25 protein-coding genes are annotated in these 23,324 nt (G+C 71.8%); 14 read left to right on the forward strand and 11 right to left on the reverse strand.

From position 1 onward, the window contains the following. Positions 1 to 657, reverse strand: coding sequence for an NAD-binding protein (locus tag N0B31_RS19370; protein WP_260593261.1), 657 nt, complete (start codon positions 655 to 657; stop codon positions 1 to 3). A 106-nt stretch (positions 658 to 763) separates the two neighbouring features. Beyond that, complete coding sequence (locus tag N0B31_RS19375; RefSeq protein ID WP_260593262.1) at positions 764 to 1,822, reverse strand: glycosyltransferase family 2 protein; 1,059 nt, start codon at positions 1,820 to 1,822, stop codon at positions 764 to 766. A 392-nt stretch (positions 1,823 to 2,214) separates the two neighbouring features. On the opposite strand from N0B31_RS19375, the gene N0B31_RS19380 reads away from it, so the two are divergent. From N0B31_RS19380 to N0B31_RS19390, 3 genes are all read left to right on the forward strand, one after another. Continuing rightward, complete coding sequence (locus N0B31_RS19380; protein ID WP_260593263.1) at positions 2,215 to 3,546, forward strand: glycosyltransferase family 4 protein; 1,332 nt, start codon at positions 2,215 to 2,217, stop codon at positions 3,544 to 3,546. A 67-nt stretch (positions 3,547 to 3,613) separates the two neighbouring features. After that, positions 3,614 to 5,572 (forward strand): alginate lyase family protein, encoded by a 1,959-nt coding sequence (locus tag N0B31_RS19385; RefSeq protein WP_260593265.1) that lies wholly within the window; start codon positions 3,614 to 3,616, stop codon positions 5,570 to 5,572. A 66-nt stretch (positions 5,573 to 5,638) separates the two neighbouring features. Beyond that, positions 5,639 to 7,684 (forward strand): sensor histidine kinase, encoded by a 2,046-nt coding sequence (locus tag N0B31_RS19390; protein ID WP_260593267.1) that lies wholly within the window; start codon positions 5,639 to 5,641, stop codon positions 7,682 to 7,684. Between the two features lie 27 nt (positions 7,685 to 7,711). Here the strand turns inward: N0B31_RS19390 and N0B31_RS19395 are convergent, their stop codons facing one another. After that, complete coding sequence (locus N0B31_RS19395; RefSeq protein WP_260593268.1) at positions 7,712 to 8,665, reverse strand: nucleoside hydrolase; 954 nt, start codon at positions 8,663 to 8,665, stop codon at positions 7,712 to 7,714. Between the two features lie 99 nt (positions 8,666 to 8,764). Between N0B31_RS19395 and N0B31_RS19400 the strand changes: the two genes are divergently transcribed. Beyond that, a complete protein-coding gene (locus N0B31_RS19400) occupies positions 8,765 to 9,727 on the forward strand; it encodes a PfkB family carbohydrate kinase (RefSeq protein ID WP_260593269.1) in 963 nt (320 codons plus the stop codon). A gap of 76 nt (positions 9,728 to 9,803) precedes the next feature. On the opposite strand, the gene N0B31_RS19405 is transcribed toward N0B31_RS19400, so the two are convergent. Continuing rightward, the gene (locus tag N0B31_RS19405) at positions 9,804 to 10,211 is read right to left on the reverse strand and encodes a DUF2237 family protein (RefSeq protein ID WP_260593270.1); all 408 of its coding nucleotides are present in this window, start codon (positions 10,209 to 10,211) and stop codon (positions 9,804 to 9,806) included. Positions 10,212 to 10,309: 98 nt separating this feature from the next. Between N0B31_RS19405 and N0B31_RS19410 the strand changes: the two genes are divergently transcribed. The 4 genes from N0B31_RS19410 (at position 10,310) to N0B31_RS19425 (ending at position 13,870) form a co-directional block, all read left to right on the forward strand. Further along, on the forward strand, positions 10,310 to 10,669 hold the full coding sequence (locus N0B31_RS19410) for a hypothetical protein (RefSeq protein WP_260593271.1): 360 nt from the start codon (positions 10,310 to 10,312) through the stop codon (positions 10,667 to 10,669). Positions 10,670 to 10,729: 60 nt separating this feature from the next. Beyond that, positions 10,730 to 10,987: a DUF5789 family protein gene (locus N0B31_RS19415; RefSeq protein WP_260593272.1), complete on the forward strand. Its 258-nt coding sequence runs from the start codon at positions 10,730 to 10,732 to the stop codon at positions 10,985 to 10,987. A gap of 121 nt (positions 10,988 to 11,108) precedes the next feature. Further along, a complete protein-coding gene (locus N0B31_RS19420) occupies positions 11,109 to 11,492 on the forward strand; it encodes a hypothetical protein (RefSeq protein ID WP_260593273.1) in 384 nt (127 codons plus the stop codon). Positions 11,493 to 11,590: 98 nt separating this feature from the next. Further along, positions 11,591 to 13,870 (forward strand): prolyl oligopeptidase family serine peptidase, encoded by a 2,280-nt coding sequence (locus N0B31_RS19425; RefSeq protein ID WP_260593274.1) that lies wholly within the window; start codon positions 11,591 to 11,593, stop codon positions 13,868 to 13,870. Positions 13,871 to 13,876: 6 nt separating this feature from the next. On the opposite strand, the gene N0B31_RS19430 is transcribed toward N0B31_RS19425, so the two are convergent. Both N0B31_RS19430 and N0B31_RS19435 read right to left on the reverse strand, forming a co-directional pair. Further along, positions 13,877 to 14,281, reverse strand: a complete 405-nt coding sequence (locus N0B31_RS19430) for a CBS domain-containing protein (RefSeq protein WP_260593276.1) — start codon at positions 14,279 to 14,281, stop codon at positions 13,877 to 13,879. A gap of 46 nt (positions 14,282 to 14,327) precedes the next feature. Continuing rightward, positions 14,328 to 15,020 carry a DUF8159 domain-containing protein gene (locus N0B31_RS19435; protein ID WP_260593277.1) on the reverse strand — a complete coding sequence of 231 codons (693 nt, stop codon included), beginning with the start codon at positions 15,018 to 15,020 and terminating at the stop codon, positions 14,328 to 14,330. A 94-nt stretch (positions 15,021 to 15,114) separates the two neighbouring features. Here N0B31_RS19435 and N0B31_RS19440 point away from each other — a divergent pair, with 94 nt between their 5' ends. Further along, positions 15,115 to 16,329 (forward strand): APC family permease, encoded by a 1,215-nt coding sequence (locus N0B31_RS19440; protein WP_260593278.1) that lies wholly within the window; start codon positions 15,115 to 15,117, stop codon positions 16,327 to 16,329. Between the two features lie 15 nt (positions 16,330 to 16,344). On the opposite strand, the gene N0B31_RS19445 is transcribed toward N0B31_RS19440, so the two are convergent. The 4 genes from N0B31_RS19445 to N0B31_RS19460 form a co-directional block, all read right to left on the reverse strand. Next, a complete protein-coding gene (locus tag N0B31_RS19445) occupies positions 16,345 to 16,662 on the reverse strand; it encodes a hypothetical protein (RefSeq protein WP_260593280.1) in 318 nt (105 codons plus the stop codon). Positions 16,663 to 16,773: 111 nt separating this feature from the next. Beyond that, entirely contained in the window at positions 16,774 to 17,229 is a 456-nt protein-coding gene (locus N0B31_RS19450) for a universal stress protein (RefSeq protein WP_260593281.1), read from the reverse strand. A gap of 95 nt (positions 17,230 to 17,324) precedes the next feature. After that, positions 17,325 to 17,930 (reverse strand): OsmC family protein, encoded by a 606-nt coding sequence (locus N0B31_RS19455; RefSeq protein WP_260593283.1) that lies wholly within the window; start codon positions 17,928 to 17,930, stop codon positions 17,325 to 17,327. 88 nt (positions 17,931 to 18,018) lie between these two features. After that, entirely contained in the window at positions 18,019 to 18,831 is an 813-nt protein-coding gene (locus N0B31_RS19460) for a helix-turn-helix transcriptional regulator (RefSeq protein WP_260593285.1), read from the reverse strand. Positions 18,832 to 18,929: 98 nt separating this feature from the next. On the opposite strand from N0B31_RS19460, the gene N0B31_RS19465 reads away from it, so the two are divergent. The 4 genes from N0B31_RS19465 (at position 18,930) to N0B31_RS19480 (ending at position 21,004) form a co-directional block, all read left to right on the forward strand. Further along, a complete protein-coding gene (locus N0B31_RS19465) occupies positions 18,930 to 19,238 on the forward strand; it encodes a hypothetical protein (protein ID WP_260593287.1) in 309 nt (102 codons plus the stop codon). A gap of 60 nt (positions 19,239 to 19,298) precedes the next feature. Then, positions 19,299 to 20,384, forward strand: a complete 1,086-nt coding sequence (locus tag N0B31_RS19470) for a site-2 protease family protein (protein ID WP_260593288.1) — start codon at positions 19,299 to 19,301, stop codon at positions 20,382 to 20,384. Positions 20,385 to 20,530: 146 nt separating this feature from the next. Beyond that, entirely contained in the window at positions 20,531 to 20,713 is a 183-nt protein-coding gene (locus tag N0B31_RS19475; RefSeq protein WP_260593289.1) for a hypothetical protein, read from the forward strand. 138 nt (positions 20,714 to 20,851) lie between these two features. Then, the gene (locus N0B31_RS19480; RefSeq protein WP_260593291.1) at positions 20,852 to 21,004 is read left to right on the forward strand and encodes a hypothetical protein; all 153 of its coding nucleotides are present in this window, start codon (positions 20,852 to 20,854) and stop codon (positions 21,002 to 21,004) included. Between the two features lie 50 nt (positions 21,005 to 21,054). Here N0B31_RS19480 and N0B31_RS19485 read toward each other — a convergent pair whose 3' ends face one another. Then, positions 21,055 to 21,606: a DUF7261 family protein gene (locus N0B31_RS19485; protein WP_260593292.1), complete on the reverse strand. Its 552-nt coding sequence runs from the start codon at positions 21,604 to 21,606 to the stop codon at positions 21,055 to 21,057. Between the two features lie 108 nt (positions 21,607 to 21,714). On the opposite strand from N0B31_RS19485, the gene crtID reads away from it, so the two are divergent. After that, complete coding sequence (crtID, locus tag N0B31_RS19490) at positions 21,715 to 23,241, forward strand: bifunctional phytoene desaturase/3,4-desaturase (RefSeq protein WP_260593294.1); 1,527 nt, start codon at positions 21,715 to 21,717, stop codon at positions 23,239 to 23,241. Positions 23,242 to 23,324 lie beyond the last annotated feature (83 nt).

The following is a 23,324-nucleotide window of genomic DNA, read 5'->3' on the forward strand; positions in this document are numbered from 1 at the left end:
TCAGGCCGCGTCGGCGCCGAACGCCGCCCGCGTCTCGTCGACGGCGTCCCGCTCGACGGCGACGGTCACGCGCCGCCCCGGCTCGAGGGTGGTCTCGCCGTCGGCCCGGTGGGTCCCGTCGACGGTGACGACCAGACACCCCTGCGGGAGCGCCGCGTCCGCGAGCGACCGGCCGACGACGGGGGCCTCCTCGCCCACGACGAGTTCGAGGACGTCCATCCCGCCGACGTGCTCGCGGACGGCGCTCCCCACGTCCGCCCCGAGCGCGTTCGCCGAGGCGGCGACGCTGGACGCGGTGACCAGTCGGACGTTCTCGAAGGACTCGCGGAACCCCTCGGGTTCGGTGCGCACCCGCGCGGCGAACCGGGCCTCCGGGACGAGCTCGCGGGCGACCACGAGCGCCTGCATGTTCGCCTCCCCGTCGGCGGTCAGCGCGCCGAACGCCGCCACGTCGCCCTCCAGCGCCCGCTCCAGTACCGGCGGGCTGGTCCCGTCGCCAGCCACCACCGTCAGTTCCACGTCCGACCGCTCGCGCAACCGCTCGCACTTCTCGGCGTCGCGTTCGACCAGTCGGACCTCGCGGCCCCGTGCGGCGAACAGTTCCGCCGTCCGGAAGCCGACCCGTCCGGCACCCACGATGACTATGGCTCCATCCATGTGTGGGGGTAACACGCGCAGGTGACTAATAGGTAACACGTCCGAAACCGGGCGGAGCGGGCCGGTGAGGAGCGAGTCGGGGGAGCGGGTCCAGACGCCGCCGCGGTCACTCGGTGAGGACGAGTTCGAGCGGGTGGTTCTGCTCGACGTCGAAGGCGATTCCGACCGAGAGGACGGTGCCGGCGGCGACGAACAGCACCGTCGTCAGCACGGCCGCGAAGAACCCCTCCACCAGCGTGAGCGGCAGGGCGACCGCGGCCACCGTCGCCAGCAGCGTCGCCAGCAGGCCGACGGTCCCGAACAGGTAACAGAGGACGGCGGGGTGGAAGTCGAGCACGAGGTAGCGGGCCTTCAGCCGGCGGACGAAGTTCCGCGCCAGCAGTGCCGACACCCGGGGGACGAACCGACGCAGGCGGATGCTGCTGCGTTCCTCGCCGTACACCGCCCGGTGGGGGACGTTCGCGACGCGCATCCCGTGGATGTTGAGCGTCGTGAGCGTGTCGTTGAGGAAGCCGTACTCGTCGTACAGCGACTCGTAGGGGATGCGCTCCAGCGTCTCCAGCGAGACGGCGGTGTAGCCGTTCTGCGAGTCGTTCATCTTCCAGTAGCCGCTGGCGAACTTCGTCATGATGGTGAGCGCGGCGTTGCCGACGAAGCGGAACCCGCTCATCCCCTCGCGGGTGTCGCGGGTGCGCATCCGGTCGCCCTTCGCGTAGTCCGCCCGGCCGTCGACGACCGGGTCGATGATACGGTGGAGCTCCTCGGGCGCCATCTGCCCGTCACCGTTCATGACGGCGACGACGTCCATGCGGTCGCCGTGGGCGTGTCGGTAGCCGGTCTTGACCGTCGCGCCGTAGCCGCGGTTCCGGGCGTGCTTGATGCCGAGGACGAACGGCACGCTCGTCGCGTAGCCGCTCCCGTCGGTGACCATCCCCTCGCCCGTGGTGGGGACGGGGACGGGGTCGTCTGTGGAGGGGGTCTCCACCCCCTCGACCTCCACGTCGTCGGCGTGTTCGAGGATCTCGTTCCAGGTCCCGTCGGTCGACCCGTCGTCGATGGCGTACACCCGGTCGACGAACTCGGGCATCGTCTCGATGACCCGCCCGACGAGACCCTCCTCGTTGTACGCCGTCACGACGACCCCGACTGTCTGGCCCTCGTACATCGCTCACCGACCTCCCGCCCGTGCCGGGCGGCGCGCACCGGCGTGGGCACTCGCTCCGCCCGCCCCGACCCCGTCGTCGCTCCTGTACGTGTTCATGATTGGAACCTTTCCCGACGACGTAGAGGTCGTCTCGGGGTTTCGTTATGGAGTGTCTGCCGCCCGGTCCCCCACACGGCGGCGGGCGTCACCGAACGCGACCAGATGCAACCACCGCGTCGCCCCGCTCACCGTCGCTGCGTACCGACGACGGCGTCTCCGTGTAGTTAACGCCGCGTTTAGTCCCGAACTAACAAACTCTGCTCCCGCGCATCTCCGTAACCAATGAGCGTCCCCCTGACGAGTCGGAACGAGACCGGCGGTGTGCACGCGGGTGAGCCGCGCGGAGCGACGCGATGACCGACGGCCGCCGGCTGGTCGTCGTCTCGCAGCACTTCCCTCCGGACAACAGCGGCCACGCCTCCCGCGTCGGCGACACGACGACGTATCTGGCCGAGGCTGGCTGGGACGTGGAGGTACTGGCACCGCCGCCGAGTTTCCCACACGGCGAGCACGAGCGCCGCTGGTACCGGACCGAACGCGACAGCCACGGCGACGTCGGCGTCCGACGGCTCTGGGCGTGGCAACCGGCCGAGGCCGACCCGTCGACGCTGTCGCGGCTGGCCTACTACCTCACGTTCGCCGTCCACGCGGCGCTCTGGCTCGCGCTCAACTTCCGCCGGTACGACGTGGTGCTGACGACCGACCCGCCCATCTTCACCGGGCTGGCGGGGTTCGTCCCCTCGTGGTTCGGCCGCAAGTGGGTCGTCGAGGTGCGCGACCTCTGGATCGACGCCTCCGTCTCGCTGGGGTTCCTCCGCGAGGGGAGCGTCTTCGAGCGGCTGAGCCGCGCCTTCCAGCGGGCGACGCTCCACCGCGCCGACCTCGTCGGGGTGACGACCGAGACGCTCGGTGAACGGCTGGCCGAGACGTACGGCGAGGGACTGGCGGCGAAGACCCGCGTCGTCCCGAACGGTGCCGACGTCGCCCGCCTCGGGACGCCGACCGAGCCGCGCCCCCACGACGACGGCTCGCGGCCGACCCTCGTCTACGTCGGCAACATCGGCCACGCGCAGGACCTCGAGTCGTGCATCAGGGCGATGGCCCACCTCGAACACGACGCCGTCCTGCGGCTGGTCGGCGGCGGCGACGCGGTCCCGCACCTCCGCGAGGTGGTCGCCGAGACGGGGCTCGAGGACCGCGTGGAGTTCGTCGGGCAGGTCCCCCGCGAGGCGGTGCCGGACATCGTCCGGTCGGCGGACGTGGGGCTGGCCCCGCTCGTGAAGGACGAGGGACTCGCCTACGCGATGCCGACGAAGGTGTACGAGTACCTCGGTTGCGCCCGGCCGGCCGTCGTCACCGGCTGTGGCGAACTCGAGCGGTTCGTCGAGGCCTCGGGCGGGGGCCTGCTGGCCGAGAACACCCCAGAGGACATCGCGCGGGCCGTCGACGAACTGCTCGGTGACCACGAACGCCGGGTCCGGATGGGTCGCGAGGGGTACGCGTACGTCTGGGAGCACTACGACCGGCGCAACATCGCGCTGAACTTCGACCGCCACCTCTCGGCGCTCGTCGGGGTGGAGCCCTCCGCACCCGTCTCCGAGCGGTCGGCCCCGGAGGTACTGCCGGCGGCGACGGCCGACGAGACGGCGACCGAGAGCACGGCGTCGGAACTCCGGGCTCGATGAGTCGCCAGTCACCCTCGCACGCCCGGAACGGCTATCCGCGTCGCTCGTGTCGACACGCGGTAGTGAGATGACCGACGACGCACGCCTCTCGGGGCTCGTCGACCCGGCGAAACTCCCCCTGCTCTACCACACGGCCCGGAACATGCACGTCCGGCAGTTGACCGGGGTCGCCGAGCGCAAGCTCAGACACGCCGTCGTCCCGCGCCTCCCCGTGGACTTCGACGCCCGCTACGAGCGGCAGGTGCCGGCCGAGACGACGGCGACGCCGGCGCCGCTCGCGGCGAACACGGCCACGCTCCGTGCGGCGCTCCCCGACTCGCTCCGCGCGACGTACCGCGAGCGGGCGACCGAGGTGGCCGCTGGCGCGGTGACGTTCGCCGGGCACACGGTCCAGGTCGAGGACGACGCGGGGGGCGTCGACTGGTTCGGCTCCGGCGTGACCGAGCCACCGGCGCTCTACGCGCTGAAACTCAGGGGCTTCGAGTTCCTCCGGTACCTGTACCTCGGTCACGACGCCCCCGACGAGTGCCCCGACGCCGTCGAGGCGGCCCGGCGCTGGACCGAGTCGTGGGCCGAGAGCGAGGCCACCCGCGTCGGCGAACCGGGCTACCTCCGGGGAGCGTGGACACCCCACTCGGTGTCGTTGCGTCTGCTGAACTGGGCGCGGTTCTACGCGTGGGCCGACCTCGAGACGCACGACCGGGAGTTCGCGGCGCTCGTCCGCCACCAGCTGTGGAAGAACGCCCGCGTGCTCGAGAACCACGTCGAGTACGACCTCGGGGGGAACCACCTGATAGAGAACGGCGCCGGCCTCGCCGTGGCAGGCGCGTTCCTCGACGACGACGACCTGTGGGACCACGGGGTCCGCGTGCTCGTCGACGCCGCCGACCAGTTCCTCGCGGACGGCGGCCACTTCGAACTGAGTCCGATGTACCACGTCCTGACGCTGACGCGGTACCTCACCGTCCTCGACCTGTGTCGCGAGACGGGCCGCGAGGTCACCGGTGCGGTCCGGCGCGTCGCCACCGAGGGGACCCGCTTCCTCGCGGCCGTCGCCGGCCCGGACGGCCGCATCCCGCTGCTGAACGACTCGGTGTACGGGGAGGCGCTGCCGGCCGACGCCTGCCGCCGGTACGCCGAGGCGGTCGGCGTCGACCCGGACGTGGTCGCCGGCCGCGAGAGCGACCCCGCCGCGCTGGAGCCGTCGGGGCTCTACTGGCTCGGCTCGGACGAGGACCGCCTGCTGTTCGACGGGGGTCCCGTCGGCCCGCCGCACCTCCCCGCCCACTCGCACGACGACCTCCTCGCCGTGTCGCTCTGGGTCGACGGCCGGCCCGTCCTCACCGACACCGGGACGAAGTCGTACGTCGCGGGGCCGGCCCGGCAGCACGCCCGGAGCGTCGCGGCGCACAACACCGTCCAGTACGGCGACGTCGAACCCATCCCGGTCGGGGGGTCGTTCCTGATGGGCCGACGGGTCACGCCGACGGTCCGGGCGGGGGGTGACGAGGGTGTGGACTGGGTCGAGGGGACCTACCGGCGCGAAGGGGACGCTGGCGAGGGCTACCGGCACCGCCGGCGGGTGTTCTGCGGCGGCGAGTCCGACGCGTCGTGGTGGCTCGTCTGGGACCGCGTGACCGCCGAGGCGGCCCGGCCGGTCCGGAGTCGCCTCCACGTCGCGCCCGGTCTCGAGGTCTCGGCCGACACGGCCGGAGACGCACCCGAGGGGGCGCTGGTGGTCCGCCCGGTGGACGCGGCCGCGGACACGGCGCTGGCACACCTCGTCCCGGTCGGGGCCGAGGACGTACACGTCGGGTGGAGCCCCTCCTACCCCGCGTTCGGCCGGGAGCGCGAGCGGCCGTCGGTCACGCTCCGGGCCGACGGGCGGGACGTCTCGATGGGCGTCCTCGTCTCGACGCGGCCGCTCCACTCGGTCGGCGTCGGCCGCGAGCGGGGGACGGCGAGCGAACTCCGCGTGGACGGGTCGGTCACCCGACTCCCGCGGGTGGGGCCGGCCGGCGAGTGAGTCCGGATTACCGAGCACACAGTCACCTGAAGTTTCAAGACCGTCTCTCCCCGAGTGCCACTAGACATGGGGGGCCACGAACCGGACGTAGGGCCACGTTCGTGGCCGGCGGGCCCCCTCGACGAGCGACGGGCGTGGTGGGAACTCGACGTGGAGGCGTCGTCGCTCGAACTCCAGCAGGACACGAGTGCACCGACGCTGCTCGGCTACGACGTCGGCCGGTTCGACGCCGACAGTCCGTACCTCGAGCTGGTCCACCCCGACGACCGGACGCTCGTCGAGGAGGCCATCGCCGCGCACATCCGGGGGGAACGCGAGAACTACGAGGCACGCTACCGGGTCCGGGCCGCCGACGGAGAGTACCGACACGTCCACGCGGTCGGCCGGGCGACCGGCTGGGACGCTGACGGCCGGGTGACCCGCGTGGCCGGCGTCCTCACGGACGTGACACCGCGGGTCGAGCACGAGCGGAAACTGGAGTTGCTCCGCGAGCGCTCGCAGAGGCTGATGCGGACGCGGTCGCGGGAGGAGGCGGCGAAGGTGGCCGTCGACACCGCCGACGAGGTCATCGGCGCGCCGCTGAGCAGCGTCCACCTGCGGTCGGCGTCCGGCGACCGACTGGCTGCGACGGCCGTCGTCGACGCCGTCGACGAGATATTCGGCGAACCTCCCGTCTACGAGCGCGACGCCCCGTCGGGGAGCCGGAGCCGGGTCGTCTGGGACGTCTTCGAGTCCGGCGACCCGCTGTTCCTCCCGGACGTCTCGGCCCACGAGCCGCTGGAGGAGGGCACGCCCGCCGGCTGTGTCCTCATCCACCCGCTCGGTGACCACGGGGTGTTCATCGTCTCCGCGCCGGAGCCCGATGCGTTCGACGAGACCGAGCGGACGCTCGTGGACCTGCTGGCCTCCTCGCTCACGACGTCGCTCGACCGGGCGGAACGCGAGGAGCGGCTCCGCGACCGCGAGCGGCGCCTCGAACGCCTCCACGAGGCCACGCGCGACCTGATACGCGCGGAGTCGAGCGACGCCGTCGCCGAGCGGGTGGCGATGGCGGCCCGCGACGTCATCGGGTTCGAGATCGCGATGGTCCGGTTCTACGACGAGTCGGCGGGCGGCCTGGTCCCCGTCGCGGGCACGGCGTCGGTCGCGGAGCTACTCCCGGAGCGGCCGGTGTTCACCCCCGAGAGCGGGAGCCTCAACTGGGAGGCCTACGAGAGCGGTGAGACGCGGGTCCACGACGACATCAGCGACCTCGACGTCGCCGTGGACTCGGAGACGGGCATCCGGAGTCTCGTCATCGTCCCGCTCGGAGAGTACGGGACGCTCGCGGCGGCCGACCCGGCCCCGGCGGCGTTCGACGAGACCGACCTGTTCCTCGCACGGATCCTCGCCACGTCGGGCGAGGCGGCGCTCGAGGCGGCCGAGCGAGCGGGTGAACTCCGCGCCCGACGCGACGAACTGGAGCGACAGAACGAGCGTCTGGACGAGTTCGCGAGCGTCGTCAGCCACGACCTGCGCAACCCGCTGTCCGTGCTGAAGGGGTCGCTCGAGATCGCCGCCGAGACGGGGGGGCAGGCTCACGTCGACCGGGCGCTGGACGCCGTCGGCCGGATGGAGGGCCTCATCGACGACCTGCTGACGCTCTCGCGGGCGGGCGAGAGCGTCGACGAGCGCGAACGCGTCGCCCTCGCGCCGCTCGTCGAGCGCTCCATCGAGTCGGTCCCCGGCCCGCTGACGGCCGACGTGACCGTCGACGAGGACCGCGTGTTGCTGGCCGACACCGGCCGGCTCGGGCAGTTGCTGGAGAACCTCCTCCGCAACGCCGCGGAGCACGGCTCGACGAACGCTGCCGGCGCCGACCCCGTCCGGGTCACGGTCGGTCTCCTGCCCGGCGGCGACGGGTTCTACGTCGCCGACGACGGTCCCGGTATCCAGCCCCGCGAGCGAGACCTCGTGTTCGAACACGGCTACTCGACGACCGACGGCGGGACCGGGTTCGGCCTCCACATCGTCCAGCGCATCGCCGAGGCCCACGGCTGGACCGTCTCGGTCACCGAGAGCGAGCCCGGGGGCGCCCGCTTCGAGGTGCGTGGCGTCGACTCGCTGGAGTGACGTGACGACGCGACCGTCGACTCGGGTTCAGAACGCCGCGTCGGGGTCCCCGCCCTCCAGCATCGCCATCGTCACCGCGTGGAACCCCTCGGCGTCGGCCGCCTCTATCACCGTCGTCCGCGCGCGGCCGTCGGTCACCCCCTCCACGTCCACGCTCGTGTAGCCACGGGTGAGCCCCTCGCGTTCGTCCACGTCGACGTGGTAGGTGCCGGTCGCCTCGCGGAGTTCGGGGTACGCGAGCAGGGCGGCCGCCAGCGAGTCGGGCTGAGTGACCCCCTCGAGCCCCTGCTGGTCGCGGGTGAACTCGAGCACGGACTCGCTCATCGTCGTGAAGAACTCGGCGAGGTCGGTGTCCACCGTCGCGACCCGCTCGACCGTCTCGTGGTCCAGTACCGAGGCCTCCAGACACAGCCCCCAGTCGACGAGCGTCAGGTCGAACGCGTCGAACACGCGTTTCGCGGCGTCCGGGTCGACCCAGATGTTGTACTCCGCAGCGGGCGTGACGTTCCCACGGCAGTTCACGGCGCCACCCATCACCCACACCTCGTCGACGAGGTCGGGGAGGTCCGGTTCGCGGGCGTGCGCCAGCGCGAGGTTCGTCAGGGGGCCGATACAGAGCAGGGTGAGTTCGCCGGGGGACGCCCGACAGCGCCGCGCTATCTCGTCCGGCCCGAAGCCGTCGGCGCTCTCGATACCGGTGTCGGGGAACAGCTCGCCGCCGAGGCCGCCCTCGCCGTGGACGTAGGTGGCGTACTCCCACTCCTTGAGCAGGGGTTCGCGGGCGCCCTCGTAGACGGGGACGTCCTCGCTGTCGGCCAGCGACAGGGTGTACTTCGCGTTCTCTACCTCGTACTCGAACGGGACGTTCCCGGCGACGACGGTGACGGCCTCGACGTCGAGGCGGTCGGTGAGGCAGGCCAGCAGGAGGGCCTGCGTGTCGTCGCCCGCTGTGTCGGTGTCGACGATGACGCGACGGGTCATACCGGGGGGTCGGTGGGGGCGGGGTAAGCCGTTCGGGTCGCGGCTGGCGCGGCGAGCGACAACGGAGGGTTCAGGGCGTGGGGTCTCGAAGCCCGGGCGATGACCGAACCGCGGGTCGCCAGTTTCGGGAGCGTGAACGTCGACCGGGTGTGCCGGGTCGACGAGGAGACGCTCGCGGCGCTCGCGGCGCGTTACGACTGGTTCCCGGCGGCCGGGGAGACGCGACCCGTCGACGCGGTGCCGGCCGCCCTCGACGCCCACGTCACGCGCACCCTGCTCGGGGGGAAGGGGGCCAACCAGGCCGTGGCCGCGGCCCGTGCCGAGACCGACGCGGTGTTCTACGGCAAGGTCGGCGACGGAGACGCGACGGACCCGCGCGCGGAACTGGCCGACCGGGGGGTGGGGACGGCCGCCGTCGAGGCCGTCGACGGGCCGACCGGGACTGCCTACGTGTTCGTCGGGCCCGACGGCGAGAACCACATCGCACTCCTCGAGGGCGCGAACGGGACCGTCGACGCGGGCTACGCCCACGCGGCCGTGCCGGAGGTACGCGAGGCGGACGTGCTCCTCCTGCAGAACGAGGTGCCGCTCGCGGCCACCGAGGCGCTCCTGCTCGCGCTGACGGGCCAGCATGACCGACCGACCGTGGTCGTCGACCCGGCACCGGCCGAGGGCGCCGCGGCGCTGCTCGACTACGCCTGCGTGGACGTGGTCACGCCGAACGAGGCCGAGGCGGCCGCACTCGCCGACGAACTCGCGGCGTTCGACGGCGTCGTCTGCTACAAGCACGGCCCGGCCCCCGTCGAGGTGGTCGCCCCCGGAGACGAGCGGTTCACCGTCGCGCCACCGCCCGCCGACCCGGTGGACACGACGGGGGCCGGCGACGTGTTCGCGGGCTACCTCGGGGCCGAACTCGCCCGCGGCACCGACCTCCACGGGGCTGTCGAACTGGCCTGCGTCGCGGCCGCCTGCTCCGTCGAGCGCGAGGGCGTCCAGCGGGCGGTACCGGCCCGCGAGGCGGTGGTGGCCCGGCACCGCGAGACGGCTGGCGACCGGGGGTAGACTGCTCGCCCGTCGTCCGTGACCCGCCGGGTGGACCCGGCCGACCGTGGTGGCGCTTCCCGCTGGCCGTCGAGGGCTACGACCCGTCCTCGCCGTCGTACTCGTACTCTCGCAGCGTCTCGACCGAGAGCGAGTCGAGGACGGCCTCGCTCGTCGCCTCGAGGACCACCGGGGGCGCGACCCCCGCCCCGCGGGCCTCCTCCCAGCGGGGGAGACAGAGACACCAGCGGTCGCCCGCCTCGAGGCCGGGGAACTCGAGTTCCGGACGCGGCGTCACGAGGTCGTTCCCCCGGGCCTTCGAGAACTGCAGGAACTCGTCGGTGAGGACGGCACAGACCTCGTGACGGCCGGGGTCACGTCGGAGGTGCCGGCAGTGGCCGTCGCGCAGGTAGCCCGTCACGGGGTCGGTGCCGCACGGTTCGAGGGGGCCGCCGAGGACGTTCCGGTCGGCGTCGGTCCCGTCGGCGTCGGGCGTCTCGCTCACGATCATGTGTTCGACCGGCCGACCCAAAGGTGTGCGGGCGACCCGCCCGCGGTGCCGGCACCGAAACCCACGAGAGGCGCAGGCCCCTCCGTCCACCCATGCAGACGCTCGAACTCCCCTCCGGCGAGACGGTCACTCCCGAGGACGTCTTCATGTACGAGGGGTACCCGTACCGTTTCCGGCCCGCTGGCGACGGCGAGACGGCGGCGTTCTACCTCACGCCGCTGTACTGGGGTGGCGGGGAGATGGACGTCCCCTTCCCGGACCGCGGGGTCCTGAAGGGACAGTGGGGCGAGGAGTCACGCGGCGTCCTGACCACGGAGGAGTGGGCCGAGTGGCTCCGGGCGGTGCGCGACGACGACCGGTTCGACGCGGCGGAACTCGACGCGCTGGCCGAGGAACTCGGCGTCGAGGAACCGGGGCTCGTGACCCGTATCCGTCGTTCGCTGGGGTTCTGAACGTTCCCGAACTTTCGTTAGGATCACCATTGCTATGCCGGCTCGTGTCGTGAGACGGCCATGGAACGACGACTGACGCTCGACCGGTGCCGGCAGGTGTTCGACCTGCTCTCGTACCCTATCACCCGGGAGGACGCGGGCCGGGTCCTCGGACACGTCACGCTCCAGTACGCCGACGGCGAGGAGCCGTTCCCGGCCGCCGTCGAACGCACGCCGAGCGACCGGTTCGAGTCGGCCGACGACCTCGAACTGGAGCTGTTCATGAGCCTGCCCATCGCCGCGGTGGGCGAACCGGGGCAGTCCGAAGGGGACGCCTGACCCCGGCGACCGTCAGGCACGGGTGAGCCTCTGGGTCGGGGGAGGGCGTCAGACGCCTGCCTGACGCGGCTTTTTGTAGCAGGACGACCGACCTGACGTCCTGAAGCGACACCCACGAACCATGTCCGACCGCCACGTCCCCATCGAGATAAGCGTCGCCGAGGAGGGCGACGAACGCCCCGCCGTCGAGTCGGGTACCCGGCTGGACGTCGCGGTGCGCGGGGGGCTGTACCCCACCGCTCGCCTCGACGACGGCCGCTACGCCGCCTGGTGGTTCGAGGCCGAGAACAACCCCGCGCTGGACGACGAGGCCACGACCGAGTGGGTGGCGGCGCCCACCCGGTTCCTCGCGGCGGCCACGCTCTCCGAACTCTGGGACGACCCCACCGCCTTCGACCGGGTGGTGACGGACGGGGGCGAGGGGAACGCGGACGCGCGACCGGCGGCCCCGGACGGTCCGGAGACGCCGGACGGTCCGGAGACGCCGGACGGCCCGGATGTATAAACGGCCTTCCACGGGCGACCGGAACCGGACGATGGCGGCGCGGTGCCCGGACTGATAACGGGCGACTTCTTATATCCGGTCGGCTGTTATCCGGTACCATGGACGGGAACGTCGAGGCGGGCCGTCGCCCCCCGCGGCCGGGACCGGACGCCCTCTACGGGGAGAACCCGACCCCTCCGCAGCTCGAGAACGGGCCGGGGTGGGACGCCGACCCCCTGCTCGTCGCGGGCAGCGCGGCCTACGTGGAGGGAGAGTACCTCTACCAGGACTACGTCTACGACGACCACGGCGCGGACACGCGGTCGCTGCTGAGCCTCGCCCCCAGCGGTGCCGAGGGCATCTGGGGGCCGTTCGCCCAGCCGACGGGTGACCTCCACTACCCGAACGACCCGGAGCGGTACGGCTACAACGCGGCGGACCTGCTGGAGTTCCGCGCCCGCCCGACCGAGGACGGGGTGGCCTACCGGGTCACGCTGAACACGATGCTCGAGTCGGACGCCGCGGCCGTGGCCATCGGCATCGACACCACCGCTGGCGACCCCGGGCCGGACCACCGCACGGACTGGGGGTACGGCCTCGGCGAGTTGGGCGCGCCGGCCGACCACGTCCTCGTGACGTGGGGGACGGGCGCGGAACTGGACGGTGAACCGCTGGACGACGACCGAGTGTCGGTGGACCTCGAGCGGAACCAGCTGGAGGTGGAGGTGCCGCTCGCCCCCGCCGGTGAGACGTGGCGCCACTACCTCGCCGTCGGCCTCTGGAACCCCGAGTGGAGGTCGTTCAAGGCGGTCGCCGTCGAGCCGACCGAGAACGTCCCCGGCGGTCGCGGCCGGCAGGAGGACGTCCCGCCGGTGTTCAACGTCGGCTTCCGCTTCGACGAGCCGTGCGAGTGGGACCGCGGCGACCTCGTCACCGGGGCCCTCGACGTGCTCACCGGGCACGCGCCGAGTTCGATCGGCGAGGGGAACTGGCGCGAACACGGCCAGGCGATGGCGCTCGCGGCGCGGGACATCTCTGGGTTCTACGCCGACGTGGCGTTCGCGAGACTCGAGTCGGGCGAGACGGACCACTCGGGGGTGCCGGAGACCGGCTACCTCAACTTCCTCTACCCGTCGCGCTACGACTTCGGCGAGGGCGTCGACCCCGTGGAGAACGTGCTCCGCGGGACCATCCAGCCCTACGCCGCGTACGTCCCCGAGACGTACGAGGGTGACCCGGTCCCGCTCACCGTCCTCCTGCACTCGCTGGGCAACTGCTACAACCAGTACGCCGTCTACACGCCCGGGCTCCTCTCGTCGCTCGCGGAGACGACGGGCGGTATCGTCCTGATACCGCAGTCCCGCGGGCCGGGGCGCTGGTACCAGCGCGAGGGGGAGATCGACGTGTTCGAGGCGTGGCGCGACCTCGAGTCCCGGTACGAGATCGACCGGGACCGGGTCTCGGTCGCCGGGTACTCGATGGGCGGGTTCGGCACGCTGATGCTCGCCGGGCAGTACCCCGACCTGTTCGCCCGCGGCTTCTCCGTCGTCGGGCCGCCGACCGAGGACCCCATCGAGGGCGCGACGGCGGGCCTGTGCAGCGCCCCCGACCTGCTGACCGGGACGCTGCTCGGCGGTCAGAACGGCGGCTGGCTCCTCAGCATCTTCAACGAGAACCCCGAGAGCGCGCTCCACGTCACCGACAACCTCCGGCACGTCCCGCTGCTGGTGTGGAACGGTGCGGCGGACGTCCTCGTGCCGGTCCAGGGGCCGCTGAGCTTCGCCCGCTACCTCCGGCGACACGGCTACCGCCACGAGATCGACGTGTTCCCGGTGGACACGCACCTCTCGTTCGCGATCCGGGACAAGTGGCACCGGGGGCCGGAGTTCCTCGCCTCGGGCCGCGTCGAGCGCATGCCCGACCGGGTCACCTACCGGCACGTCCCCGAACTCGACCACCCGGACGTCGACCTGATCCACGACGGGGCCTACTGGGTCCACGACGTCCACACCCGCGGCTGTCAGAGCGGGCGCATCGACGTCACCTCCTACGCCCGGGGGTACGTCGAACCGGAGCGCCGGCGCTACCGGCGGGTCGGGCGCCGCCCGCGACAGCACTACGCGAAGGGTGTCGAGTGGGTGACGCCAGCGACGGACGGGAGCGGCGACCCCGAGGGGCGCAACGCCATCGGCGTCCGGATGGACTGCGTCGAGCACGCCACGCTCTACGTCGAGGAGGTGGGTATCCGGCCGGACGAGCCGCTCACGGTGCGTGTCGCGAGCGACGGCCCGGCGACGCTGACGCTGGTGGGGTCGTTCGGCGCCTACGAACTCGCGGTGGAGGGGGGCGACCACACGGTTCGAGTCGACTCCATCGCGGCCGGTGCGGTCACCGACTGAGCGCGCTCAGACCGCCGTGGGTGCCTCCACGTCGGCGAGGTAGGCCGCGAGGTCCGTCGTCGTCACCATCCCGATGAGCCCCTCCGTCTCGTCGACGATGGGGAGGTGGTGGATGCCGTAGGTGACGAGTCGGTCGGCCACCTCGCGGATGGAGTCCTGCGCGGAGCCGGTGAGCACGCTCTCGCTCATGTACGCGGAGACGGGGGTCTCGTCCTTCGGTTTGCGCTCGGCGACGATGCGGACGAAGTCCGTCGTCGTCAGGATACCCTGTGGCTGGTGCTCCTCGTCGACGACCACGACCGACCCGATCTCGTTGGCGAGCATCTCGTTGGCGGCGTCCTCGACCAGCGTCTCCGGCGAGACGGTGTGGAGGTCGGTCGTCATGATCCGGGCTGCGAAGATATCCTGCATGTGTCCAGTTCGCGTGCTACGGCCTCTTATATCCGCCGCCCGTTCGTCACTCTCCGCCGAGCGCCCGCGAGACGTACTGCTCGCGGGTCAACTCGCCGTCGACGAACCGCTGGGCGAGCGACCGCTCGACGACGACGCGGGCGCCCCGGCCGTCCTCGCGGACGGCAGTGATCTGCAGGCGGGCGGCGTCACCACCCTGCTCGACGTACTCGGCGTAGGTCACCGCGATGTCGCCGAGTTCCGCGCCGAGCGCGCCGCCCGAGTCGGCGCTCGTCGCGTACCGGAGTTCGAGTGTGCGCCCCGACCACGAGACGCCCTGCACGTCGTGGTCCTCGGCGACGAGGCCGGCGAACTCCCCGGCCGTGAGGGTGCCGTCGCCGTCCGGCTGGACCGCCTCGACCGCCCCGTACCGGAACCCGAGGCCGAACGGGTCCGCGAGGACGAACACGCCCGCGTTCGCGAGGACGGCCAGCGCCGCGACGGAGACGACGAGGAAGGCGACGACGGCGAGCGCGGCGTTCTCGCGCAGGATGTCGAGGTAGGACGCGCCGCTGCCGGGAGCGAACTCGTCCGGGTCCGTCTCGACCAGTTCGAACTGCATGTTCCCGCAGCGGTCACAGGGGGGGTTGTTCTTCGGGTGGCCGTGGCCACACTCCGTGCAGCGCCACTCCGAGAACTTCGTCCCGACCTCGCCGGGACCCGTCACCTCTCCCGACCCCGCCCCCGACGACTCGCTCATTGTCCCCCGTAGGCCGTGCCCCCCAATCAGGTTTCGGAAGGCGGCGCGCCCGTAGCCCGCTGGATTTAGGGTGGTCACCCGAGACGAGCGACCGATGGCGACGCTGCGACGCGAACTCGGCCTGCGCGAGACGGTGGTGTACGGCGTCGGGCTCATCCTCGGGGCCGGTATCTACGCCATCCTCGGGGAGGCCGCCGGCCTCACCGGCGAGTCCGTGGTCGTCTCGTTCCTGCTGGCCGCGCTGGTCGCCTCGCTCACGGGGCTGAGCTACGCCGAACTCGCCTCGATGTACCCGAAGGGGGAGGGCGACTACGTCTACGTCCGGGCGGCGTTCGGCCCGGCGCCGGCGGCGTTCACGGCGCTCTGTCGGCTGCTCGTGGGCGCCGTCTCCGCCGCGGCCGTCGCCCTCGCGTTCTCGGGCTACCTCGCCGGCGTGTTCGCGGTCCCAGCGGTCCCCGTCGCCGTCGGCCTCGTCGCTCTGCTCACGCTGGTCAACTACTTGGGCATCGACCTCTCCGTCCGGGTGAACGTGCTGTTCACCGCGCTGGAGGTGCTCGGCCTCCTGATCGTCGTCGTCATCGGCGTCGGGTCGTGGGGGCAGGTGGACCCGACGGCGACGACGAACGGCGCGTTCGGCGTCGTCGAAGCCATCTTCCTCGTGTTCTTCGCCTACCTCGGGTTCGGCTCCATCGTCAACGTGGCCGAGGAGACGCGCGACCCCGAGCGGACCATCCCGCGGGCCGTCGTCCTCGCCATCGTCGTGACGACGGTGCTCTACGTGGCCGTCGCCCTGTCGGCCGTCGCACTCGTCGACCCCGCCGCCCTCGGTGCCTCGGGGTCACCGCTCGCGGACGTGGCGCTCGTCGGGTGGGGACCGCTCGGCGCGCAGGTGGTCGGCGCCATCGCGCTGTTCTCGACGACCAACACCGTCCTCATCCTGCTGGTGTCCACCTCACGGCTGTTCTACGGCGTCTCGAAGACGGAGTACCGGGCGTTCCCGTCGGTGTTCTCGCGGGTCCACCCGACGCGACGGACGCCACACTACGCGGTGTTCGCGGTCGGCGCCCTGACGGTGCCGTTCGTCCTCCTCGGCGACGTGGGCCGGGTGGCCGGGGTGGCGAACCTGCTGCTGCTCGTCGTCTTCTTCCTCGTCAACGCCGCGCAGCTGCGCCTGCGCTACACGGCACCCGACGCCGAACGGGGGTTCCGTGTCCCGCTCGACGTCGGGCGACTCTCGCTGCCGGCGCTCGGCGGCCTGCTCTCGTCGGTGCTGCTCGTTGCGTTCTACCTGAACACGCTGGTGTCCTGAGTCGGTCGCCGCGACTCAGACGGTCACCTCGAACGGGCGGAGCGCACGGGCGATCTCGCGGGCCCGTCGCGTCGGCGTCGCCGCCGGCGGAGCGGTCCGGTAGTGGAAGTCGACGGCCGCGGTCCCGGTCCCCGACGGCCGGAGGATGGCGACCAGCGTGCCGTCGGTGGTCCGGAACTTCCGCCCCTCGGGGGTGTCCGTGGCGGTGACGTTACCGACGGTGTCGTGGACGAGCGCAGTCGCTCGCTCGGCGTCGATGGCGAGGTGTTCGCAGGCGAACTCGGGGTGGACGGGGCGCTCGGCCGGGACGAGCGCGTCGTCTGTCTGGTGCATGGCGGTGGCCTCCACTCCGAGTCGGCGTCCGGGGGAGGTAGACCCCGGTGGCGGTTCCCGCGCCGTGAGAACGAGTGTCGTGGTCGGGGGCGGTGTGGCCCCGTCTCCGGTTCAGGAGACGACGGTGACCGGGACGGGGGACTGTTCGACGAGCCGCTTGGCGGTGCTGCCGAGTAGCCGCTCCATGCGCTCGCTGAGGCCACGGTGGCCGACGAACAGGCCGTCGAACTCGCCCGCCTCGGCGAACTCGGCGATGCTCTCGGCCGGGTCGCCGTACAGCAACTCGGCGTCGACCTCGTGGCCACGGTCGGCCGCGAACTCCACCGCCCGGTCCAGCAGTTTCTGTCCGCGATCCTCGGCGTCTTCCGGTCCCTCGATGACGAGGAGGCGGTCGGCGTCGGTCACGTCGGCGTCCGCCGGGACGCCCGCCTCGCTCTCGACCTCGGGGTCCACGGAGTGGACGACGGTCACCGACGCGGGCGTCTCCATCGCCCCGGCCAGCTCCAGCGCGTGTTCGAGTGCCGACTCGCTCTCCGACGAACCGTCGACTGCGACTAGATAGTTCATACTCGGGAGTGTGTCGAGGAGAAAGATATACCGTCACTCTCGGTGCCACGAGGTGGGAATCAGGCGGCGGCTTCGTCCGCGTGCCGCCGGTCGGCTCAGTCGTCGCCCGGGATGGGGGACGAGGCCGTCCGGACGTTCGGTTCCACGTCGTGTGGGAGTCGGAACAGGTTCCACACTGGCGAACGCCGTGCCCCCGCCTCCAGGAGTTCCCGTTCCGCCTCGCCGAGGCCGTCGCCGGACACCTCTATCTCGATGTCGACGTTCTCGAACGTGTGCTCCGAGTTCTCGACCTCGTCGAGGAACAGGACGATGCGAGGGTCGAAGTCGAGTCGGACCGTCGTCTCCAGCCCCTCCACGTCGATCCCCTCGTGGAGCGCGGTGAACGAGACGGCCACGTTCAGACACCCCGTGAGCGCCGCGAGCGCCACCTCTACCGGCTCCGGTCGGTCCGTGGGGCCGACGAATCCAGCGGCCTCCTCGACCTCGCGCCACGCCCCCATCGGGAACGTGTACTCCCTGGTCTCCCGGTCGATCTCCTCGCCGCCCAGGGAGAACTGTTCGACCTTGGTCAGCGAGTGGCCCGCACGCCCCTCGTAGACGCCACGCGCCTCCAGCTCGAACTGTATCTCCTCCGGGTGCTCGGCCGCGTGCTCCGAGAACGCGCCGAACGCCTCCAGATCTACGCCGTGCTTGACAGGCATGACAGCCCCCAGTCTGTGTGTACGATAGGTATAGTTATTCGATGATCATCTCTCGGGCCGTGGACCTCGTCCGGACCGTGGACGGCGTTCACACCGCGAACGTCCCCGGTGGGGGTCGGGTGGCCTCCGTCCGGAACGCCTCGGCCGTGGTCCGCGCCCACGACCGGACGGCGTCGTCCTCGCTGGTGACCGCGGCGTGTGGAGCGCCCTCGTCGTCCGAGAGGATGATGGTGACCCGGTCGTCCGTGACGAGGAGCGGGTACGGGACCGTCCCGTCGTAGCGGAACAGTTCGGTCCGGCCCGCCGTCAGCATCTCGTGGAGCGTCGCGGAGAGGGCGGCATCCGCGCGCAGGGCGTCGACGACGGCCGCCGTGACGATGGCCACGATGTGCTGGTCGCCGTCGACCGTCGGGTCCCGGCACGCCTCGATGGCGCTCGGGAGGACGGCGGGCGAGACGACGGTCACCTCGGTGGCCTGCCGGAGCTCGCGCACCGCGTGTGTGGTCGGCGCGACGGCGTTCGTCGGCGTCGCCGTCACCACCTCCGCCGTGGCGAGTCGGTCCAGTTCGAACTCGAACCCCTCGCGGGGGAACCAGCGAGCGACGTCGTCGAGGAGCGCCACGGGCCGCACCCGCTCGACGAACGCCTCGAACTCGCTGGCGAGGAACCGCCCCAGCGCGGTGGCGTGGTACGTTCGGCCGTCGCGGGTGACCCACCCTCGCTCGACGAGTTCGTCGAGGATCCGGCTCAGCGTCGGCCGGGTGATGCCCGTCTCCTCGGCGAGTTCCCGCCGCTCCCGCGGCGACTCCGAGAGCCCACTGAGCACCCGGACCCGGTTCGGTGACCGAGTGAGGTAGTCCACGTCGGCCAGCGCGGACCCGTATCGGTCGAGCGAGAACATGGTCGCCGAGACGGTTGTGTGTCCTCGGTTATAGTCGCAGTCGTCGGTCTCAAGCCGGTATCCCCCGGATTTTTGTCGTTCGCGTGGTTCCGACCCGCATGAGCGACGACCGCGACCCGGAGGCGACCCTGTGGGAGTGGAAAGAGGGGATGCAGGCCGAGCACGAGCGGGCCATCGCGGACCCGGACCCGGCCGATGACCACCGAATCGAGGCCGTCTCGCAGGTGAGTTTCCGACTCGCCTACGCGTACGAGGACGGCGAACTCGTCCAGACCGAGCGGGCGCAGGTGGACGAACCCACCCAGCCCGAACTGTTCTCCTGTGTCTGTGGCGTGCGCGGGATGACCCGCGAGGAGGCCGAACGGCACGCCGAGGCGGCGGCCGAGACGCCGAGCGACGGCGCCTGAGCGGGGCCGAACGGTGCCGCCTCGGAAAGCGCTAAACGACTCGCGACCCTAGTACCGACGATGTCCACGTCGCTCCCGACGGGGCTGGGGCCGGACGCGCTGGACGAGGCGTTCCACGTCTACGAGGTCGAGGTCGCGGACGGCGACGTCCGCTACTACGGCGAGCCGCTCGTCGAGCGCGAGAACGTCGTCCAGCGACTCGCCCCACAGTTCCGCGAGCGGGGCTACCGCGTGATGCTCAACTACGAGACGGGCGAGTACGTCCTCGTCGCCACCGAGCGGTCGGTGGGCGTCGACGGGGTGCCGTGGACGAACGTCGCCCTGTTCCTCGCCACCGTCCTGACGACGCTGTTCGCCGGGTCGCGCTGGTACGGTGTCGACCCGCTGGCCGACCCGGCCCGGCTCGTCGAGGCGTGGCCGTTCGCGGCAGCCGTCCTCGGCGTGCTGGCGGTCCACGAGTTCGGCCACTACGCGCTCTCACGGCACCACGACGTGGCCGCGAGTCTGCCGTACTTCATCCCGCTGCCGAACCTGCTCGGGACGCTCGGGGCCGTCATCTCGATGAACGACCACATCCCGGACCGGGACGCCCTGTTCGACATCGGCGTGGCCGGGCCGCTCGCCGGGCTGGTCGCCACCGTCGTCGTCACGGCCATCGGCGTCTCGCTCCCGCCCGTCGAGGTGGCGCAGGTCGCGGGCGGGGTGACGCTCGGCTACCCGCTCCTGATACAGGGCGTGGCCGCGCTCCTCGGTGAGCCACTCGTCTACGGCGAGGGCCTCTCGGTCAACCCCGTCGTCGTCGGCGGCTGGGTGGGGGCGTTCGTCACGTTCCTGAACCTCCTCCCCGTGGGCCAGCTCGACGGAGCCCACGTCACGAAGGCGCTCGTCGGCGACTACCTCGGGGCGGTCCAGCGTGCCGTCCCGGTGGCCCTGTTCGGCCTCGCGGGCTACCTCTACCTGTTCGAGGGCGGCCGCTCGGCCGGCGTCTGGGCGGTCTGGGGGTTCCTCACGCTCCTGCTCGGGCGTGCCGGGAGCGCCGAACCGCTCGACGACACGCCGGTCGGCACCGGCCGGAAGCTCGTGGGAGCGCTGACGCTCGTCCTCGGCGTGCTCTGCTTCACGCCGATGCCCGTCGTGCTCGGCTGACGGCGGGCGAACGGCAGCCGCCTGCCTCGCACACGCCCGCCGCCTCGGCCGCCCGACCCGTCGCCGTTGGGGCGACCCGGACCGCCGGCCGGCGTCCGGGTTGCCCCCTCCGAAACCTTGTGGTTCGTGCGCCCGCAACGTGCGGTATGGTCTGGCACGTGTACACGGAGGACTGGGAAGAGACGCGCGCGGCATTCCTCGAGTTCGTCGAGGAGCGTCGGGCGGCCGAGGCCGGTGAGACGACGCCCGGGCACCTCTCCGACGAGCCGACGGACGACGACGACTACGACCTCGTCACCGACGGCGGCGAGGCGAGCGGCGCGAGGTGAGTCTCGCCGGGGCCGTGCCCCGACGGCAGTGAGGGCGCGGCCAGCCCCGGCCGCAGTCCTACTCCGGCCGGCTCTCTCGGCCGTGTGAGTGTTCCACCGAAACCTTGTCGTCTGTCGAGGCCCATGTCGTGGTGTACCATGTGCCACGGACATCGCGCCGACTGGGAACAGGCGTACGAGGACCGACTCGCGGAGCACGAGGAGTCGGACGAGGACGAGGCCCCGTCGTTCCTGCGGGAGGAGGACGCCGAGGACGAGGTGGAACTGCTGACCGACGGCGGGGACGAGTAGCGACGAGTCATCCCCCGCGCACGATCCTCCGGGACGACTGGCTAGCGCGCTCAACCGACCACCGGCACCAGGAAGGTGAACTCGCGGCGCCCCTCCTCGCTCGTCACGGTCACGTCGTAGGCGACGGTCAGCACCGTCGTCTCGCCGGCGCGCTCCTGGACGACGACGCCGTCCACCGCCCGACAGGTCCCGAACGCTCGGCCCGCCCCGCGCGGACACTCGTTCGCCGCCCACTCGGCCGCCACCTCGGGCGCGTACGCCACCCGGAAGACGGTCCCCCATTCGACTCGGGAGGTCTCCAGCGTCCGGAGTCGGGGGGCGAGCGACTCGCGCACCTCGGCCACGGCCAGTCGTCGGTCCGACCACGCGTCCCCCGTCACCTCGCTCCCCGCCTCGTGGGTCGCGCGCTCGAGGAACCGCTCGGCCGACGCGCCCGGCTCCGGTGCCGGCGCCCGCACGTCCGGGTGGGCGCCGAGCTGGAGGTACGCCAGCACCACCGGCGCGAGCGCGACGGCGACGACCGCGGCGGCGGCCAACACGAGTTGCGCCCGCTCCCGTCGCTCGCCGCCGCCTCCCGTCCGGTCCGCCCCACCGAGTCGCATAGTTACGCTGGCCACGCTACCGAATTTAAATCTACCGTCGTCGCCACGCAAGAATGCCCCCACTGTTGCGGGTGGGGGGCGAGGAGCGTCCCGTCCGTATCGACGAGTATGCAGGACACGACACTCGACTCGGAATCCGTGGTCGTGGTTGGTGCGGGGTTCGGCGGCCTCTCGGCTGCCTGTCACCTCGCCGACGCCGGCGCCGACGTGACCGTCCTCGAGCGGCGCGAGCAACTCGGTGGTGTCGCCGGCCGCATCGAACGCGACGGGTTCCGGTTCGACACCGGCCCCTCGTGGTACCTGATGCCAGATACGTTCGAGCGGTTCTTCGCTCGCTTCGGCCGCCGGCCGGAGACGTACTACTCGCTGGAGCGACTCGACCCGAACTACCGCGTGTTCTGGAAGGACGGCGACAGCGCCAGCGTTCCGGCGGACCGACAGGGTCAGCGGGACCTGTTCGAGTCGTACGAGACAGGTGCGGCCGACGCCCTCGACGAGTATCTCGCGGGTGCCAGCGAGGCATACGAGGTCGGGATGGAGGAGTTCGTCTACGAGGACCGGCCCCGGTGGCGTGACTGGGTCGACCCGGACCTCCTGCGGGCCGCCCGTGGGCTCACGCTGCTCGGGTCGATGGACGACCACGTCTCGGCGCACGTCGACCACCCGAAACTCCGGCAGCTGCTGGAGTACACCCTCGTCTTCCTCGGCGGGTCGCCGTACAACACGCCCGCGCTCTACTCGCTGATGAGCCACGTCGACCTGAACCTCGGCGTCTACTACCCCGAGGGCGGCGTCCGGGCGGTGGTCGACGGCATCGCCCAGGTGGCGCGCGAACTCGGCGTCACGTTCGAGACGGGGTCCGAGGTGACGGGTCTCGAACGCCTGCCCGACGGCCTCCTCGTCTCGACGGCCGACGGCGAACGCGAGGCCGACCGTGTCGTGGCGAACGCCCCGCCGGCCCACGTCGAGCGGGACCTCCTCCCGCCGTCCCGCCACGACCACGGTACCGACTACTGGAACGACCGGACCTACGCGCCCAGCGCGTTCATGCTCTACCTCGGTGTCGAGGGCGAGCTGCCGGAGCTCGAGCACCACACGCTCGTCCTGCCGACGGACTGGCGTGGGCACTTCGAGTCCATCTTCGAGACCTCGGCGTGGCCCGAGGACCCGTCCTACTACGTCAACGTCCCGTCCCGGACCGACGACACCGTCGCGCCCGACGGCCACGAGACGGTGGTCGTCCTCGTGCCCGTCGCCCCCGGCCTCGACGACCCGCCCACGGTCCGGGCCCGCTTCCGCGAGCAGGTCCTCGACGACCTCGCCGAACACACCGGCGTGGACCTCCGCGACCGGATCGTCGTCGAGGAGTCGGCCTGCGTCACGGAGTTCGCCGAGTTCGGCTACCCGCAGGGGTCGGCACTCGGCCTCGCGCACACCCTCCGACAGACCGGCCCCTTCCGCCCGGACCACCGCTCTGACGCGATGCCCGGACTCTACTACACCGGGTCGTTCACCGCGCCCGGTATCGGGATGCCGATGACGCTGGTGAGCGGTGAACACGCCGCGCAGGCCGTCGTCGAGGACGCCGCGAACGAGGGCGGCGCGCTGGCGTCGCTCGGGCTGCGCTCGGACTGACTCCTCACGGCCTGCACCGTCACGCTCGGCTGACGGTTCTCGGCCCGCAGGAGTCGGCCCCCGGGGCTTTGTCCTCCCGTCGC

Source organism: Salinirubellus salinus, from assembly GCF_025231485.1.
Lineage (GTDB): Archaea > Halobacteriota > Halobacteria > Halobacteriales > Haloarculaceae > Salinirubellus > Salinirubellus salinus.